Origin of the sequence: Nocardioides zeicaulis, from assembly GCF_042432345.1 — a bacterium.
Lineage (GTDB): Bacteria > Actinomycetota > Actinomycetes > Propionibacteriales > Nocardioidaceae > Nocardioides > Nocardioides zeicaulis.
Genome location: NZ_JBHLXH010000001.1, coordinates 2,602,469 through 2,619,133, shown reverse-complemented (window position 1 = coordinate 2,619,133; position 16,665 = coordinate 2,602,469). Strand labels below are relative to the sequence as shown.

Genomic DNA, 16,665 nt, shown 5'->3' with positions numbered 1-16,665 from the left:
CTAGGGTGACGGTGTGCCAGAGGTCGACCTCGTGTTTCCCCGCGCCTTCGTCGAGTTCGCCGACCCGGCGGACGACTCGCAGGTCTTCCGCTGCGACCTGACCTGGCTGACGTCGGCGTACACCTGCATCTTCGGGCAGGGCTGCCAGGGCATCTACGCCGACGCCCCCGACGTGGGCTGCTGCACCCTCGGCGCCCACTTCTCCGACAAGGCCGACGAGAAGCGGGTCGCCGGCTTCGTCGCGCAGCTCACCGCCGACGACTGGCAGCTGCACCCCGGTCGCGTGGTGCGGCGCTCGGACTGGGTCGAGACCGACGACGACGGCGAGCGCAAGACCCTCGCGGTGATCGTGGACGACCAGCAGGCGTGCGTGTTCCACAACCGCACCGACTTCGCCCCCGCCGGCGGTGGGGGCGGTGCGGGCTGCGCGCTGCACGGCCTCGCGCTGCGCCAGGGCCGCAACCCGCTGGAGACCAAGCCCGACGTGTGCTGGCAGCTGCCGATCCGCCGCCAGTTCCGCGAGGTCGAGCAGCAGGACGGGACGGCCTACACCGAGGTCTCGATCGGCGAGTACGACCGCCGCGGCTGGGGTCCGGGCGGGCACGACCTCGACTGGTACTGCTCGGGCAACACCGAGGCCCACGTCGCGCCGGAGCCGGTCTTCCTGACCCATGCGGCCGAGCTCGTCGAGCTGATGGGGCGCGAGGGGTACGCCGAGCTGGTGCGCCACTGCGACGCCCACGTCCGCTCGCGCAGCGCGCTCGCGCTGCACCCGGCCGATCCCCGCTGACGACCGCGGATTCCGCCCGGATTTTCGCTCGACGTCAAGAGATTCCGACCCCGGTGTCAAGCGCGACCTGCAGGCGACCCAGAATCTGGTCATGCGCCTGGACCACGTCAGCTTCGCCGCCGGACCTGATGGACTTGCCAGCACCGCCCAGCGCATCGGGGGGCTGCTCGGCACCGAGTTCGTCGACGGTGGGGTTCACCCCCGTTTCGGCACCCGCAACATGATCCTGCCGCTCAGCGGCGGGACCTACATGGAGATCGTCGAGGTGCTGGACCACCCGGCCAGCGACAAGGCTCCCTTCGGCCAGGCCGTGCGCGCGCGTTCGGCGCTCGGCGGTGGCTGGCTCGGCTGGGTCGTCTCGGTCCCGGACATCTCGACCGTCGAGGCCCGCCTGGGCCGCGAGGCGGTCAAGGGCAACCGGCACCGCCCCGACGGCACCGAGCTGCTGTGGAAGCAGATCGGCGTGCACGGCCTCATCTCCGACCCGCAGCTGCCGTTCTTCATCCACTGGGACTCCCCCGACGACCTGCACCCGAGCAGCACCGCGACCGGCGACTTCTCGCTGGGGTGCCTCGAGATCGCCGGCGACCCGCAGCGGGTCAGCGAGTGGCTGGGCGAGACCGTCGAGGCGCCGCTGGAGGACGTGAAGGTCGAGTGGGTCGCCCCCAACGGCACCCCCGGCATCGTCGCCGCCCAGATCCAGACCCCGAACGGCCTCGTCCGCATTTGAGGGCCCGCCCCAGCCCGAACATCTGGAACACCCCCGAGCTCTACGAGCTGGAGAACCGGGCCGCCGACCCGCACGGCCGCATCCTGGCCGCCATGCAGGAGATCGGCGACTGGTCCGGGCGCACCCTGCTCGACGTGGGCTGCGGCAGTGGGTTCCACCTGCCGGTGTGGTCGGCCACGGCCGCGCAGGTCGTGGGTGTCGAGCCGCACCCGCCCCTGGCGGCCCTGGCCCGGCGACGTACGCGCCGGCTCGCGAACGTCGAGGTCCGCGAGGGCGTCGCCCAGGCGCTGCCCGTGCCCGACGCCTCGGTCGACGTCGTCCACGCCCGCTGGGCCTACTTCTTCGGCCCCGGCTCGGAGCCGGGGCTGCGCGAGCTCGACCGGGTCGTGCGCCGCGGCGGCACGGCGTTCGTGATCGACAACGACCCGACCCGCTCGACGTTCGGCGCCTGGTTCCGCCGGGGCTTCCCCGAGGTCGACCCGGTCGCGGTCGAGCGGTTCTGGTCGCTCCAGGGCTGGCGGCGCCGGCCGATCGAGATGGGCTGGTCGTTCGCCACCCGCGAGGACCTCGAGGCCGTCGTGCGCATCGAGCTCCCCCACGACGCCGCGGAGGAGGCGCTGGCCTCCCACACCGGCACCACCGTCGACTACACCGTCAACCTCTGGTGGCGGCACTACTAGCGTCGCGCGGTGCCCGGGGTCAGAGCAGGAAGATCGCGACGAGGATCGCAGTGATCACGAGCGACACAAGGAGCGAGCCGCCGCATCCCAGACGGTTGCTGAAGAAGAAGAACATGGCGGTCTCCCCGGGGGTCGAGGCGACGGCGGCGGCCGCGCCCATCGGACGTCGTCCGCACCGTTACCCGCAAGGCGCCCGGCGATGCGGGATGTGGGACAGGTCTCGCGGACGTCGTCGCGAGGCCCGGGGTACGTTCGTCGGATGGTCGAGACGGGGCCGTGCTGCCCGCCCGGGCACATGTGTCCCACTTGTCGCCCACCGCCGGCCAGTCCGAAGGCGAGATCTCGGACACGTGTACGACGCTGACCGTCGGCTCCGGTCATGCCTGGCTCACCTCAGCGGGTCTGCGCACTGGCGGCCGCACGCTTGCCTACCCCGGCACCGCCGCACGTGCGGCGGTTCTTGCCCGTGCAACCGCCACTGCGGGGCCGGATCCGCCGCACGTGCGCAGCAGGTCTGTCCGTCCTGGGACGTGCCCGGCCGTCGGCTGATCGAGCGAACGCTCGTCGGCCGGCCCTGATGAGCAGGCCGCGGCATGTCCGGCTGCTGTCGGAGCAGACATCGTGACCGCCCGTGGCCATACTCGTCCCCATGTCGCAGCGCGTGACTGCTCGCATCGAGGTGCAGGCCTCTCTGCTAGTCCGTCGAGCCTTCGTCCTCCAAGCGCTGGCGTCTCTCCTCGTGTGGGTCATGGTGAGCGACATGTCACGTGGCACGGGTGTCTTCTACAGCAAGGACTTCGGCGAGTGGGCGTCGCTGAGCGTGGTCTGCTCGGTACTCATCGTGGTGGCAGCAGGGGCAGTCCTGCGGCGATACCTCCCCGTCCTGGCGGTCGCTGCGGGATGCCTTGTGGAGTTCATGTCTGGCGTCGCCATCTTCGTCGGGTGGGCAGTCGTCAACTCAGCGTGACGACCTGTGGAGCCGTCCGCTCGTCGGCATAAGCGGACTATCGGATCTCGGCAGATCCGGTCGCCGGCACCACGATGGCGTGGCACGACTGGCGCGGCGGGGTACGTTCGTCGGGTGCTCGAGACGGGTCCGGTGTGGGTCGACCACCGCGAGCGCGAGAGCGGGATCCCCGCCGCGCTGGCCGCGGCCGGGCTGGACGTCCGGCTGACCGACCTGCCGGTCGGCGACTACGTGCTCGGCGAGGGCCTCGCGGTCGAGCGGAAGGGGCCCACGGACCTCGGTGCGTCGATCCGTGACGGCCGCCTGTTCGACCAGGCGGCGCGCCTGCAGTCCGCGTTTCCGCAGGCGGTGCTCGTCATCGAGGGCGAGCCGCGCCACATCGCCGAGGACGCGTGGCGGGGGGCGGTGTGCCGCCTGGTCGAGGACGGTTTCTCGGTCCTGCACAGCCTGGACGCCGAGGACAGCGCGGCGTGGCTGGTGCGGCTGGCCAAACGGGCCCGGCGCGCTGCGCCGACGGTCCACACCGAGGGGCCACGGCGGGCACCGCGGCACCCGTCGGGGCAGGCCGAGGTGATGCTGTCGGTCGTGCCGGGCATCAGCCCGACGATGGCGCGCAGCCTGCTAGCTGCCTTCGGCAGCGTGTCGGCCCTGGCAGCAGCCGCGCCCGACGGACTGCGCGGCCACCCCGGCATCGGCAGGGTCCGCGCGAGCAGGCTGGCGCAGGCCCTCAACGAGCCCTTCGTGGCGCCGGCTGACCGCGACCCCGAGCCGGAGCGCCCGGCGCGCGGCGACCGGCCGCCGAGGCGGTGGCTGCTGAGCGGCCCGCAGGACGGCGCGGTGGCCGCTCCCCTGTCGTTCGACCGGCGCGCCATCGCGCTCCGGGCGCTGCGGTCCGCTGCTCCGGGCACGGAGCTGGTCGACACCCTGACCGGGGAGGTCGTCGCCACCTCGGAGGGCTGACGGCCCGCCCGTGCAGAATTCACCGGCCGACCGGGAACCGGCGGACCCGGCGGACAGGAGAAGGTCGTGAGCACAGGACACCGCGACCTCCGCCGGAGGCTCCGCCAGGGGGACCGGGCCGCGTTCGACGCGGTCTACGCCGAGCACGTCGACGGCGTCTTCACCCACGCGGACCGCCTGACCGGCAGCTGGACAACCGCTGAGGACGTCACCTCCGAGACGTTCCTCGCCGCGTGGCGCTCGCGCGCGCTGCTCGCCGACGACGACCGGCCGCTCAAGCCGTGGTTGTGGGGCATCGCGACCAACCAGGCGCTGAACGCGCGCCGGAGCCGTCGCCGGCTGGTGACCTTCCTGGCCCACCGACCGCGCGAGGAGGTCGTCCCGGACTTCGCCGACGAGGCCGTCCAGCGCCTCGACGACGCGGACGCGCTCGCCCGGGCGGCGCAGGTCATCGGCTCGCTGCGCCGGGCGGAGGCCGAGGTCCTGTCCCTCTGCGTGTGGTCGGGGATGTCGTACGCCGAGGCGGCCGAGGCCCTCGGCATCCCGGTCGGGACGGTGCGCTCGCGGCTCTCGCGGGCCCGCGCCCGGCTGCGCGCGCTCGTCGCGGAGCCCCCCGACCCGAACGCCCCCCACGAGCCGACCGATCCCCGCGACCCTGCCGAGCACCCCGTCCGAGGAGGACGACCGTGAACGACCTCGACGAGCTCCGCCGCACGTGCCCCGCCCCGGGCACGATCACCCTCTCCACCGCCCACCGCGCCCGGCTCGCAGCCCGCGTCGACGGCGCCATCGAGCGCGACGACGTCCGTCGCAAGGTGGCCCTCGGTGTCGCCGCGCCCGCGACGGTCCTGGCCTGCGCCGCCGCCGTGGCCACGGTGGCCGTGCTCGCGCTCGGCGGCACGACGCCGGCCCCGGCACCCGTCGCCGACCGTCCGGTCCTCGCCTCCTCGGCCGCCGTGCGGGTGCTCGACCGGGCCGCCGACCGCGCACTGGCCGCGCCCGCGGTCCGCGTGCGACCCGACCAGATCGTCTACACGCGCAGCGCCGCGATCACCAACGAGGGTCGTCTGGGCGAGGACGTCGTGCTCGGTGCCGTCCACGAGCGCGAGACGTGGCTGGGCCAGGACCCGTCCGCCTACGGCTGGCGCGACGACATGATCCGCGAGCTCGGCCAGGACTGGCCGCTCGAGCTCGGCGGTCCGTCGCCCGCGGGCGCCCGGCGACCGACGTAGGCCTGGCTCGCGGCGCTCCCCACCGACCCCGACCAGCTGCTGGGCGAGCTGGAGCAGGTGGCTCCCCCGGTGGACGGCCAGGAGCAGGACCAGGCCACCTTCGAGCTCGTCGGCTCGCTGCTCTCCGAGCAGCTGGTGCCGCCCCGGACCGCAGCCGCGCTCTACCGGGCCGTGACCCGCATCGACGGGGTCGAGGTCGGCCGCCGCGCCACCGACGCGCTCGGCCGGCCCGGGATCGGCGTGAGCCGCAGCGACGCCCGCTTCCACACCCGGACGACGTGGGTCTTCGACGCGACGACCTTCGAGCTGCGTGGGACGCGGTGGTTCTTCACCCACCCCGACGGCTCGCCCGACACCCTGTTCGGCGCGACGGCGATCCTGGAGACCGCAGTGGTCGACCGCGCCGGGCAGGAGCCGGGGTCCGCGGCGTAGGGCTGGTGGTCACGCCGGCGGGGTACTCCTGGTCATCCGTGACACCCGATGACACCCGATGACATCCGATGACACCCCGATGACAGCAGGAGGGACCGTGGCCGAGGAGAAGGGCAAGGGCAGCACGACCGCCCGCAAGGCCAACGCGAAGGCGAGCAAGGAGGGGAAGTCCAACCCCCGCACGTCCTCTGCGGCCCAGGCGGAGCTGGGCAAGAAGGGCGGCAAGAAGAGCGGCAAGAGCGGGGGCTGAGCGTCAGCTCGACTCGCGGATCGCGAGGGTCGGCTCGAGGAGCACCCCGCGCTCGGTGACCGGCTGGTGCGACAGCAGGGCGCGCAGCGCCTTGACGATCTCCACGGCGACGTCCTCCAGCGGCTGGCGCACGGAGGTGAGGCCGACCGGGAAGACCTGCGCGACCTGGGAGTCGTCGAAGCCCACGACGGCGACGTCGGTGCCGGGCGCGAGCTGACGGATCCAGAGGGTGTGGAGCACGCCCATCGCGAGGGTGTCGGACGCGCAGACGAACGCCGTCGGGCGCGCCGAGTCGAGCAGCACCGCCGCCGCCTCGGCGCCGCTGTGCACGACGTCCTCGACGCGCGAGGCCAGGCCGGTGGTCGACAGGCCGTTGTCGTGCATGGTCTGCGTCCAGCCCGAGCGGCGGTCCTCGCCGATCGGGGAGTCCTTGCGCCAGCCGATCCACGCGATGCGGGTGTGACCGCGGTCGATGAGGTGCTGGGTGGCCAGCCGGATGCCGGCCGCGCCGTCGACGTCCACCCACGGGTGACGGGCCTCGTCGTCGTCCCAGGGACGGCCGAACGCCACGAACGGGGCGCGCTGCTGGCTCAGCCACGCCGCCTGCGGGTTGCCGAGGTAGGTGTCGGTGACGACGAAGGCGTCCACCGCGGTCGAGCGGAGCAGGTTGTCGTAGCCGACGACGGGGTCCTCGTCGTCGCCGGGGAAGAGGAGGACGTGGTAGCCGACCTCCTCGCTGGCCTCGACGAGGGAGTGGACGAACCGGTCCATCGCGGCGTTGGCGGTGCCCTCCTGGGCCGGGGCGAAGCGCAGGCCGATGAGGGAGGAGGTGCGGGTACGGAGGTTGCGCGCCGCGCGGTTGGGCGAGTAGCCCAGCTCGGCGATCGTCTGGCGCACCCGCTCCAGGGTGTCGGGGCGCAGCAGGTCGGGGTTGTTGACGGCGTTGGACACCGTCTGCCGCGAGACGCCCGCGCGCTCGGCGACGTCGGCGAGGGTCGGCGGCGTGACCGGCAGCTGGCCGCCGTTGCGCTGGTCGCTGCGCGCCATGGGTCCCCCTTGATCGATCAAACTCGAGGTGAGCATATGCCCCCGGCGTCGTGGACCAGACCGCCGCGACGGGTGACGCACCAGGGGTCGGTCCGCGCCCGACGCGCCCGGTGCCCTCCCAGCCGAAGGTCCCCTCCTCCACAGCAGGGGCGGGTTCTCCACAGACCGCGGCGGCAACCTGTGGAGAACGTCGTGTGGTGCGCGCTGCGAGGATCGGGGCGTGCACCGCCCCACCGTCCGTCCCGTGCTCGCCGGGGCCGGCCTGCTCGCGCTGCTCGCGGGGTGCGCGGGCGGCCCCGACCCCACACCCGCCGACCCCCGCCCACCGCGACCGACGGAGAGTGCCGTGCCCGACACCACCGCCGCCCCCGAGGCCCGTCCCACGCCCCTGCACGAGGCGGCGGGGCTGGGTGGGGAGGAGGGGCGGGCGAGGGCACGGGTGCTGCTCGCCCGGGGCGCCGAGGCCGGCACGACGGACGCGGAGGGTCGTACGCCGGGCGACCTGGCCCGCGGGCTCGGCCACGACGCGCTGGCTCGACTGCTGGCCCGTGCCGACGAGCCGGTGCCCGCGCCCGGCGAGGCGCTCCTGCGCGCCGCCACCCGTGGCGACGCCGACGCTGCGGCGCTGGCGCTGCGGGCCGGGGCCCCGGTCGACGTGCGCGACGCACGACGCCGTACGCCCCTCCTGCTGGCGGTCATCGGCGACCGGCTCGAGGTGGCGGCACTGCTGGCACGGCTCGGCGCCGATCCCGACGCGGTCGACGACCAGCAGGACACCCCGTGGCTGGTGACGGGGGTGACCGGATCCGTCGCGATGGGCCAGCTGCTCCTGCCGCTCGACCCCGACGTCACGCTGCGCAACCGCTACGGCGGCGTCTCGATCATCCCCGCCTCCGAGCGCGGGCACGTGGCCTACGTCCGCTGGGCGCTGCAGCACACCGACGTCGACGTCGACCACGTCAACGACCTCGGCTGGACCGCCCTGCTGGAGGCGGTCGTCCTCGGTGAGGGCACCGAGCGCTGGCAGCGGGTGGTGGAGGTGCTGCTGCGCAACGGGGCCGACCGCTCCATCCCCGACGACGACGGGGTCACCGCGCTCGCGCACGCGCGCGCCCGTGGGTACGACGAGATCGCGGCGCTCCTGGCCGGCTGACGTGCGGTGTCGGTGGGCTCGCCTAGCGTGGGGGCCATGCCGACCAAGAGCTCGTCCCGGGCCCGCTCCACCTACCGCTGCACCGAGTGCGGCTGGGAGACCGCGAAGTGGGTCGGGCGGTGCGGCGAGTGCCAGGCGTGGGGCTCGGTCGCCGAGGCGGGCGCCCCGACGCTGCGGGCGAGCGCCGGCCCCGTCTCCACCCCCGCGGTGCCGATCGGCCAGGTGCCGATCTCCGAGTCGGTCGCGCGCACCAGCGGCGTCCCCGAGCTCGACCGGGTGCTCGGCGGCGGGCTCGTGCCCGGGGCGGCGATCCTGCTGGCCGGCGAGCCCGGCGTCGGCAAGAGCACGCTGCTCCTCGAGGTCGCCGCGCAGACCGCCCGGATCCGCCACCGCACCCTCTACGTCACCGGTGAGGAGTCCGCCGCGCAGGTGCGGCTGCGCGCCGACCGCACCAACGGCGTGCACGACGAGCTCTTCCTCGCCGCCGAGACCGACCTCGGCGCGGTCCTGACGCACATCGAGGAGGTCCGCCCGACGCTGCTGGTCGTCGACTCGATCCAGACGATCGGCGCCTCCGGCGTCGACGGGGTGCCCGGTGGCGTCACGCAGGTCAAGGAGGTCGCGGCCGCGCTGATCCGCGTCGCCAAGACCCGCAACATCACGACCGTGATCGTCGGCCACGTGACCAAGGACGGCTCGATCGCCGGCCCGCGCGTGCTCGAGCACCTCGTCGACGTGGTGCTCCACTTCGAGGGCGACCGCAACTCCCGCTTCCGCATGGTCCGCGCGATGAAGAACCGCTACGGCCCGGTCGACGAGGTCGGCTGCTTCGACCTGTCCTCCGAGGGCATCTCTGCGGTCGCCGACCCCACCGGCCTGTTCGTCGAGCACCACACGCAGGACGTGTCCGGCACCTGCGTCGCGGTGACGATGGAGGGCCGCCGGCCCCTGCTGGCCGAGGTGCAGGCGCTGCTCACCCCGTCCCCGCTCGAGCGGCCGCGCCGCACCGTCTCGGGCGTGGAGTCCTCGCGCGTCGACATCGCGCTCGCGGTGCTCCAGCGCCACGCCGGCCTCCGCATCGCGGGCAGCGACACCTTCGTCGCGACCGTCGGCGGCGCCAAGCTCCACGACCCCGCCGCCGACCTCGCCATCGCCGTCGCCGTCGCCAGCTCCCACCTCGGCGTCCCGCCGCCGCGCGGAGCCGTCGCGATCGGCGAGATCGGGCTGGCCGGCGAGCTGCGCCGGGTGCGCGACCTGCCGCAGCGGCTCGCCGAGGCCGCGCGCCTCGGCTTCAAGGTCGCGGTCGTGCCGCGCGGGCGGGCGCTGCCCAGCGAGCGCGGCATCCCGACGCGCCGGATGGTCGACGGGCTGCGGGTGGTGGAGGTCGACGACATCGTCAGCGCGCTCCTCACCCTCGACCTCACGCCGCCTCTGTGACGCGAGCGTTCTGACAACCCCTCCCGCCGCCCCTACACTTCACCCGACGGCGCTGGGGGCGCCCAGACACAGCAGGTGGAGGAACCCGGTGGCAGAGCGCATCGACGAGCAGCTCCGCCTGCGCGCGACCCTGGCCTCGATCGCGCCGGGCACGCCGCTGCGCGACGGCCTCGAGCGGATCCTCCGCGGTCGCACGGGCGCACTGATCGTGCTCGGGCAGGACAAGGTCGTGGAGTCCATCACCACCGGCGGCTTCAGCCTCGACGTCCCGTTCACCGCCACCGGCCTGCGCGAGCTGGCCAAGATGGACGGCGCGATCGTCGTCGACAAGGACGTCACCCGCATCCACCGCGCAGCCGTGCACCTGATGCCTGACCACACGATCCCGTCGGAGGAGACCGGCACCCGCCACCGGACCGCCGAGCGGGTCGCGAAGCAGACCGGCTTCCCGGTCATCTCGGTCTCGCAGTCGATGCAGATCATCGCCGCCTACGTCGGCGACATCCGCCACGTGCTCGAGGACTCGGGCAAGATCCTGTCGCGCGCCAACCAGGCCCTCGCCACCCTCGAGCGCTACAAGCTGCGCCTCGACGAGGTGTCCGCGACCCTCTCCGCCCTCGAGATCGAGGACCTCGTCACCGTCCGCGACGTCGCCGTGGTCGCCCAGCGCCTGGAGATGGTCATCCGGATCGCCCGGGAGATCGAGGACTACGTCCTCGAGCTCGGCACCGACGGCCGGCTGCTCTCGCTCCAGCTCGAGGAGCTCGTCACCGGCGTCGACGCCGAGCGGGAGCTCGTCGTGCGCGACTACCTCCCCGGCAGCCGTCGTCGTACGGCCACGCCGGAGGCGCACCTCGCCGAGCTCGAGGGGCTCTCCCCCACCGACCTCGTCGACCCGGCCGCGGTGGCCCGCGCGATCGGGCTCGGCGGCGCCGAGCACCTCGACGGCGCCGTCGCACCCCGCGGCTACCGGCTGCTCGCCAAGGTGCCCCGTCTGCCGGCCGCCGTGGTCGACCGGCTCGTCGAGCACTTCGGCGGCCTCCAGCAGCTGCTCTCCGCCGGGGTCGACGACCTCCAGGCCGTCGACGGGGTCGGCGAGCTGCGCGCCCGCTCGGTACGCGAGGGCCTCTCCCGCCTCGCCGAGTCGAGCATCACCGAGCGCTACATCTGAGACGCCCAGCCGCGCGCGGTCGCGCGCGCGGCGTCGGGCGGCCAGGTCGAGCAAGCCGGTGGCGCGTCGGGGCACCCGACCAGCGGTGACGCAGCCACCTTCTCCGCGCCCAAAACGTGGCTCAGCCACCGCTCGTACGCCGCCAGCCCACCAGCGGTGACCCAGCCACCTTTTCGGCACCCAGAACGTGGCTCAGCCACCGCTCGTACGCCGCTTGAAGAGTAGCGGTGCGTGAGGCGTGTTCTGCGGGGCGAAAAGCCGCCTCACGCACCGCTCGTACGACGGGCGGGCAGGCGGGCGGGCGGAGGTCAGCCGGCGGAGTTGCCCTGGCCGTCCTCGCCGGGGGTGTGGACGGTGTCGCCGTTCTTGCCCTTGCCACCCTGCTGCTCGGGCTGGGGGGTCTCGGTGACCACCTCGGGCTGCTTGGCGACCAGCTCGAACTGCACGTCGGTGCCGTCGCCGCCGAGGGCCGCAGCCTCCGCGTGGTAGAAGCCCGGGAGCGCCCAGCCGGCCCGTCCTGAGCAGGTCTCGTCGGAGCGCTTCGCGCCCTTCCAGACGACCACGACCGGGGTGTCGACCGCCTGTCGTACGACGACGTCCTGCGGGGCGATCGCGGCCGGGCACTCGCGGGTGCTCCAGATGAAGTCCTCGCCCGAGGTGATCGTGACCGTGAGCGTCTGCGGCGAGGCCTGCCACGTGCAGGCCTCGGTGGTGACGGTGCGGAGGTTGAGGGTGATCGGCACGTCGGCGCCCCCGGTGACGGTCGTCAGGACGGGGGTCGCCACGATGTCGGCGTCGTCGCAAGGACCGCTCGGCTCGGCGAGGACGGGTGCGGGCGGGGTGGTCTCCACCGTGCCCTGGCCCTGGCCCCTCTTGCCCTTCCTGCCCGTCGGCACGATGGCCGTGGGCCCGGCGACGGGGGCGTCCTGCTGCACCTGCGCGCCGGCCTGCGTCGCCGTTCCGGCCGCCTCGTCCTTCGCGTCGGACGAGCCGCCGAGCACGCGGGCGAGCACGACGACGAGCAGCAGCGGGACGGTGAGCACCACGAGCCGGCGCCGCCAGTAGACGCGCGAGGGCAGCGGTCCCCGGGGTCGCACGGTCGTCGCCATGGGGTCAGGGTAGGGAGCGGGCGGCCCGACCCGGCGGAGGCGCACCGGCCTCACCTACGATCACCGACGATGGACGCAGCACAGACCGCCGCCCTGCACGAGTCCGTGCTCGCCTGGTACGACGAGCACGCGCGCGACCTGCCGTGGCGCGGGCTCGACGCGACGCCGTGGTCGGTGATGGTCAGCGAGCTGATGCTCCAGCAGACGCCGGTCGTGCGGGTGCTGCCCGTCCACGCCGCCTGGCTGGAGCGGTGGCCGACCCCGGCCGACCTCGCGGCCGAGACGACGGGCGAGGCCGTGCGGATGTGGGGCCGCCTGGGATATCCGCGCCGGGCGCTGCGCCTCCACGCCGCCGCGACGGCGATCGTCGAGCGCCACGGCGGCGAGGTGCCGTCGTCCTACGACGACCTGCTCGCGCTGCCCGGCGTCGGCGACTACACCGCCTCGGCCATCGCCAGCTTCGCCTTCGGCAAGCGGCACGTCGTCCTCGACACCAACGTGCGCCGGGTGCTGGCCCGCGCGGTGACGGGCGTCGAGTTCCCCAGCACGGCCGTCACGCGTGCGGAGCGCGACGTGGCGACCGCGCTGCTGCCCGACGACGAGGCCACCGCGGCGACGTGGGCGGTCGCGACCATGGAGCTCGGCGCGCTGGTGTGCACCGCCCGGCAGCCCGCCTGCGACGCCTGCCCGGTCGCCGGGCTCTGCGCCTGGCGCGCGGCCGGCCACCCGGCCTACGACGGACCGCCGCGCCGCGGGCAGGCCTGGGCGGGCACCGACCGCCAGTGCCGCGGCCGGATCCTGGCCCTGGCCCGCGACGCCGACGTGGTCACCGCGGCCCAGGTCGAGGCCGCGTGGCCGGGCGCGGAGCAGCGCGAGCGGTGCCTGGCCGGCCTGGTCGCGGACGGGCTGCTGACGCAGATCACCCCGGGGCGCTGGGCGCTCCCGGGGTGATCGTGGGTGACTCGGCTGGGGGTCAGGCCGGGTCGCGGGGGACGTCGACCGGACCCTCGGAGTCGTCCGGGCCCTCGAGGTTGCCCTCGTCGTCACGCTGCGGCTCGATCGCCAGGTCGGCGGTCTCGAACGGCGGCATGTCGGGCACGGCCGAGTTCTTCTGGCCCTGGAAGGTGAACGTCGCCGCCGGGCCCTCGCCCTCGACGTCGACCAGGACGATCTGGCCCGGGCCGACCTCGCCGAAGAGCATCTTCTCGGCGAGCACGTCCTCGATCTCGCGCTGGACCGTGCGACGCAGCGGTCGGGCACCGAGGACCGGGTCGAACCCGCGCTCGGCCAGCAGGTCCTTCGCGGGCTGCGTCAGCTCGAGCGACATGTCGCGGTCCTTCAGCCGGAGCTCGACGGCCGCGATCATGTTGTCGACCATCGCGATGATCTGCTCGCGCGACAGCGGCGGGAAGACCACGATCTCGTCGACACGGTTGAGGAACTCGGGACGGAAGTGCTGCTTGAGCTCCTCCGACACCTTGGTCTTCATCCGCTCGTAGGAGCCCGCGGCGTCGCCGGTCTGGGCGAAGCCGAGGTTGACGCTCTTGGAGATGTCGCGGGTGCCGAGGTTGGTGGTCATGATGATGACGGTGTTCTTGAAGTCGACCACCCGGCCCTGCGAGTCGGTCAGGCGACCTTCCTCGAGGATCTGCAGCAGGCTGTTGAAGATGTCGGGGTGCGCCTTCTCGACCTCGTCGAAGAGCACGACCGAGAACGGCTTGCGCCGCACCTTCTCGGTGAGCTGGCCGCCCTCCTCGTAGCCGACGTAGCCGGGGGGCGAGCCGAAGAGCCGCGAGACGGTGTGCTTCTCGGAGAACTCGCTCATGTCGAGCTGGATGAGCGCGTCCTCGTCGCCGAACAGGAACTCCGCCAGCGTCTTGGACAGCCACGTCTTGCCGACGCCGGAGGGGCCGGCGAAGATGAACGACCCGCCGGGGCGCTTGGGGTCCTTGAGGCCCGCACGCGTGCGTCGGATGGCGCGGGAGAGGGCCTTGACGGCCTCCTCCTGGCCGATGACGCGCTTGTGGAGCTCGTCCTCCATCTTGAGCAGACGGGTGGACTCCTCCTCCGACAGCTTGACGATCGGGATGCCGGTGGCGACCGCGAGGACCTCGGCGATGAGCTCCTCGTCGACCTCGGCGATCTCGTCGAGGTCGCCGGCGCGCCACTGCTTCTCGCGCTCGGCGCGCTTGGCGGCGAGCTGCTTCTCCTCGTCGCGCAGGCGGGCGGCGGCCTCGAAGTCCTGACCGTCGATCGCCGCCTCCTTGCGCTGGCGCACGTCACCGATCTTCTCGTCGTACTCGCGCAGGTCCGGCGGAGCGGTCATCCGGCGGATGCGCAGTCGCGAGCCCGCCTCGTCGATGAGGTCGATCGCCTTGTCCGGCAGGAACCGGTCGGAGATGTAGCGGTCGGCCAGCGTCGCGGCGGAGACCAGCGCCTCGTCGGTGATGGTGACGCGGTGGTGGGCCTCGTAGCGGTCGCGCAGGCCCTTGAGCATCTCGATGGTGTGCGCGATCGAGGGCTCCTGCACCTGGATCGGCTGGAAGCGGCGCTCGAGCGCGGCGTCCTTCTCGAGGTACTTGCGGTACTCGTCGAGGGTGGTCGCACCGATGGTCTGCAGCTCGCCGCGGGCCAGCATCGGCTTGAGGATGCTGGCGGCGTCGATCGCGCCCTCGGCCGCGCCGGCACCGACGAGGGTGTGGATCTCGTCGATGAAGAGCACGATGTCGCCGCGGGTGCGGATCTCCTTCAGCACCTTCTTGAGGCGCTCCTCGAAGTCACCGCGGTAGCGGGAGCCGGCGACGAGGGCACCGAGGTCGAGGGTGTAGATCTGCTTGTCCTTGAGCGTCTCGGGCACGTTGCCCTTGACGATGTCCTGGGCCAGGCCGGCCACGATCGTGGTCTTGCCGACGCCGGGCTCGCCGATGAGGACGGGGTTGTTCTTCGTGCGGCGCGAGAGGATCTGCATCACGCGCTCGATCTCCTGCTCGCGCCCGATGACCGGGTCGAGCTTGCCCTCGCGCGCGGCCTGGGTGAGGTTCTGGCCGAACTGGTCGAGGACCAGCGAGCTCGACGGCGCCTCGCCACCGGAACCGGAGGTCTGGGCGCCGGCCGCGGCCGACTCCTTGCCCTGGAACCCGCTCAGCAGCTGGATCACCTGCTGGCGGACGCGGTTGAGGTCGGCGCCGAGCTTCTGCAGCACCTGTGCGGCGACGCCCTCGCCCTCGCGGATCAGGCCGAGCAGGATGTGCTCGGTGCCGATGTAGGAGTGACCGAGCTGCAGCGCCTCGCGCAGCGACAGCTCGAGCACCTTCTTGGCGCGCGGGGTGAACGGGATGTGGCCGGAGGGCGCCTGCTGGCCCTGGCCGATGATCTCCTCGACCTGGGCGCGCACGGCCTCCAGGGAGATGTCGAGGGACTCGAGGGCCTTGGCTGCGACGCCCTCGCCCTCGTGGATGAGGCCGAGCAGGATGTGCTCGGTCCCGATGTAGTTGTGGGAGAGCATGCGGGCCTCTTCCTGGGCCAGCACGACAACTCGTCGGGCTCGGTCGGTGAACCGCTCGAACATGTGCGCTCCTTGCTCCGTCTGCGTGGCCCGCGGGACCGGCGCAGGGCCGGGGTGCGGACACTGGGCTCAACGCCCGGTATCAGCCTACGTGTTCCCTCCCCGCACACGAGCCCGTCCGCTGACAGCGAACGGTCATGACGTCCGGCAGGCGGACCCGATCCATTGTCGAGTAAGTCAATGCAGTTATGCTCCTCGGGATTTCCGACGACCGGAGGACCTCCCGTGAGCAGCACCACCCTCGCCCGCCCCACCGCGCCCGAGCGGGCTGTCGCCGACCAGCGACGCCGGGCCACCCGGCGCCTGCGGGCACGCCGGGCGGCCCTGCACGTGGCGACGTTCGCGCTGCTCCTCGGCACCTGGTGGGCGGTGACCCGGGCCGGGCTGGTCCGCCCGCTGTTCCTGCCCTCGCCCGGGGCGGTGTGGGACGCCTTCGTGCGCGCCAACTCCGACCACCCGGTCAGCGCCGGCTCGAGCCGGCTGGTGCGCGGCGAGCAGAACTACTACCTGTGGGAGCACCTCCTCGCGAGCCTCCAGCGCATCGCCGCCGGCGTCGGCGGGGGCATCGCGCTCGGGGTGCCGCTCGGGCTCGTCATGGGCACGACCTTCCTCGGCACGCTGCTCGAGCCGTACCTCAGCTTCCTCCGCTCCCTGCCGCCGCTGGCCTACATCGGACTGCTCATCGTCTGGTTCGGCATCGGCGACACCTCCAAGATCTGGCTGCTGTTCCTCGCCGCCTTCCCGCCGATCGCGATGGCCACCATGGCCTCGGTCCGCGGCGTGCGCGAGGACCAGGTCAACGCCGCCCTGAGCCTCGGCGCCCGGCGGCCGCAGACCCTCTGGGCGGTCGTGCTGCCCGCCACCCTCCCCGACGTCCTCACCGGCATCCGGGTGGCCACCGGCTTCGCGTGGACCACCGTCGTGGCCGCGGAGATCGCCAACGGCATCCCGGGCATCGGCGGCCTGGCCTACCTCGCCGGCGAGCAGCTGCGCAGCGACCTCGTCGTCGCCTGCATCGTCGTGATCGGCCTCGCGGCCATCGCCCTCGACCTCGGCCTGCGCGCGCTCGAGCGCGTCCTCGTGCCGTGGCGCGGCAAGGCGTGAGCCCGCTGCGCACCCCCGACCGTCTCGGAACGTCCCGC

General features: G+C 73.3%; 17 protein-coding genes and 1 pseudogene. 14 read left to right on the top strand and 4 right to left on the bottom strand.

Features of this window, described 5'->3' with window-relative positions:
• The first annotated feature begins 13 nt into the window (after positions 1–13).
• The 3 genes from ACFFJG_RS12840 (at position 14) to ACFFJG_RS12830 (ending at position 2,200) form a co-directional block, all read left to right on the top strand.
• Complete coding sequence (locus ACFFJG_RS12840) at positions 14–790, top strand: DUF3109 family protein (protein ID WP_378519125.1); 777 nt, start codon at positions 14–16, stop codon at positions 788–790.
• A 91-nt stretch (positions 791–881) separates the two neighbouring features.
• Positions 882–1,520 (top strand): VOC family protein, encoded by a 639-nt coding sequence (locus ACFFJG_RS12835; protein ID WP_378519124.1) that lies wholly within the window; start codon positions 882–884, stop codon positions 1,518–1,520.
• Positions 1,517–2,200 (top strand): class I SAM-dependent methyltransferase, encoded by a 684-nt coding sequence (locus ACFFJG_RS12830; protein WP_378519123.1) that lies wholly within the window; start codon positions 1,517–1,519, stop codon positions 2,198–2,200. Before ACFFJG_RS12835 ends, ACFFJG_RS12830 begins: the two co-directional genes overlap by 4 nt.
• Positions 2,201–2,219: 19 nt before the next feature.
• Here ACFFJG_RS12830 and ACFFJG_RS12825 read toward each other — a convergent pair whose 3' ends face one another.
• Complete coding sequence (locus tag ACFFJG_RS12825; RefSeq protein WP_378519122.1) at positions 2,220–2,360, bottom strand: hypothetical protein; 141 nt, start codon at positions 2,358–2,360, stop codon at positions 2,220–2,222.
• A gap of 489 nt (positions 2,361–2,849) precedes the next feature.
• Here ACFFJG_RS12825 and ACFFJG_RS12820 point away from each other — a divergent pair, with 489 nt between their 5' ends.
• From ACFFJG_RS12820 to ACFFJG_RS12795, 6 genes and pseudogenes are all read left to right on the top strand, one after another.
• The gene (locus ACFFJG_RS12820) at positions 2,850–3,167 is read left to right on the top strand and encodes a hypothetical protein (protein WP_378519121.1); all 318 of its coding nucleotides are present in this window, start codon (positions 2,850–2,852) and stop codon (positions 3,165–3,167) included.
• A gap of 114 nt (positions 3,168–3,281) precedes the next feature.
• Positions 3,282–4,127 carry an ERCC4 domain-containing protein gene (locus tag ACFFJG_RS12815; RefSeq protein ID WP_378519120.1) on the top strand — a complete coding sequence of 282 codons (846 nt, stop codon included), beginning with the start codon at positions 3,282–3,284 and terminating at the stop codon, positions 4,125–4,127.
• Positions 4,128–4,193: 66 nt separating this feature from the next.
• A complete protein-coding gene (locus ACFFJG_RS12810; protein WP_378519119.1) occupies positions 4,194–4,817 on the top strand; it encodes an RNA polymerase sigma factor in 624 nt (207 codons plus the stop codon).
• Positions 4,814–5,359, top strand: a complete 546-nt coding sequence (locus tag ACFFJG_RS12805; protein ID WP_378519118.1) for a hypothetical protein — start codon at positions 4,814–4,816, stop codon at positions 5,357–5,359. The genes ACFFJG_RS12810 and ACFFJG_RS12805 overlap by 4 nt, the downstream gene beginning before the upstream one ends.
• Positions 5,360–5,374: 15 nt before the next feature.
• A pseudogene (locus tag ACFFJG_RS12800) lies at positions 5,375–5,791 on the top strand (CU044_5270 family protein); the annotation flags it as partial.
• A gap of 79 nt (positions 5,792–5,870) precedes the next feature.
• Positions 5,871–6,041, top strand: a complete 171-nt coding sequence (locus tag ACFFJG_RS12795; RefSeq protein ID WP_378519117.1) for a hypothetical protein — start codon at positions 5,871–5,873, stop codon at positions 6,039–6,041.
• Between the two features lie 3 nt (positions 6,042–6,044).
• On the opposite strand, the gene ACFFJG_RS12790 is transcribed toward ACFFJG_RS12795, so the two are convergent.
• Entirely contained in the window at positions 6,045–7,088 is a 1,044-nt protein-coding gene (locus tag ACFFJG_RS12790; protein ID WP_378519116.1) for a LacI family DNA-binding transcriptional regulator, read from the bottom strand.
• A 220-nt stretch (positions 7,089–7,308) separates the two neighbouring features.
• Between ACFFJG_RS12790 and ACFFJG_RS12785 the strand changes: the two genes are divergently transcribed.
• From ACFFJG_RS12785 to disA, 3 genes are all read left to right on the top strand, one after another.
• On the top strand, positions 7,309–8,241 hold the full coding sequence (locus ACFFJG_RS12785; protein WP_378519115.1) for an ankyrin repeat domain-containing protein: 933 nt from the start codon (positions 7,309–7,311) through the stop codon (positions 8,239–8,241).
• 36 nt (positions 8,242–8,277) lie between these two features.
• Entirely contained in the window at positions 8,278–9,678 is a 1,401-nt protein-coding gene (gene radA / locus ACFFJG_RS12780; protein WP_378519114.1) for a DNA repair protein RadA, read from the top strand.
• Positions 9,679–9,766: 88 nt separating this feature from the next.
• Positions 9,767–10,849, top strand: coding sequence for a DNA integrity scanning diadenylate cyclase DisA (disA, locus tag ACFFJG_RS12775; RefSeq protein WP_378519113.1), 1,083 nt, complete (start codon positions 9,767–9,769; stop codon positions 10,847–10,849).
• A 308-nt stretch (positions 10,850–11,157) separates the two neighbouring features.
• Here disA and ACFFJG_RS12770 read toward each other — a convergent pair whose 3' ends face one another.
• Positions 11,158–11,958, bottom strand: a complete 801-nt coding sequence (locus ACFFJG_RS12770; RefSeq protein ID WP_378519112.1) for a hypothetical protein — start codon at positions 11,956–11,958, stop codon at positions 11,158–11,160.
• A gap of 69 nt (positions 11,959–12,027) precedes the next feature.
• Between ACFFJG_RS12770 and ACFFJG_RS12765 the strand changes: the two genes are divergently transcribed.
• Entirely contained in the window at positions 12,028–12,909 is an 882-nt protein-coding gene (locus ACFFJG_RS12765; protein WP_378519111.1) for an iron-sulfur binding domain-containing protein, read from the top strand.
• Between the two features lie 22 nt (positions 12,910–12,931).
• On the opposite strand, the gene ACFFJG_RS12760 is transcribed toward ACFFJG_RS12765, so the two are convergent.
• Positions 12,932–15,526 carry an ATP-dependent Clp protease ATP-binding subunit gene (locus ACFFJG_RS12760; protein ID WP_378519110.1) on the bottom strand — a complete coding sequence of 865 codons (2,595 nt, stop codon included), beginning with the start codon at positions 15,524–15,526 and terminating at the stop codon, positions 12,932–12,934.
• 222 nt (positions 15,527–15,748) lie between these two features.
• Between ACFFJG_RS12760 and ACFFJG_RS12755 the strand changes: the two genes are divergently transcribed.
• Positions 15,749–16,627 carry an ABC transporter permease gene (locus ACFFJG_RS12755; RefSeq protein ID WP_378519109.1) on the top strand — a complete coding sequence of 293 codons (879 nt, stop codon included), beginning with the start codon at positions 15,749–15,751 and terminating at the stop codon, positions 16,625–16,627.
• Positions 16,628–16,665: the final 38 nt, after the last annotated feature.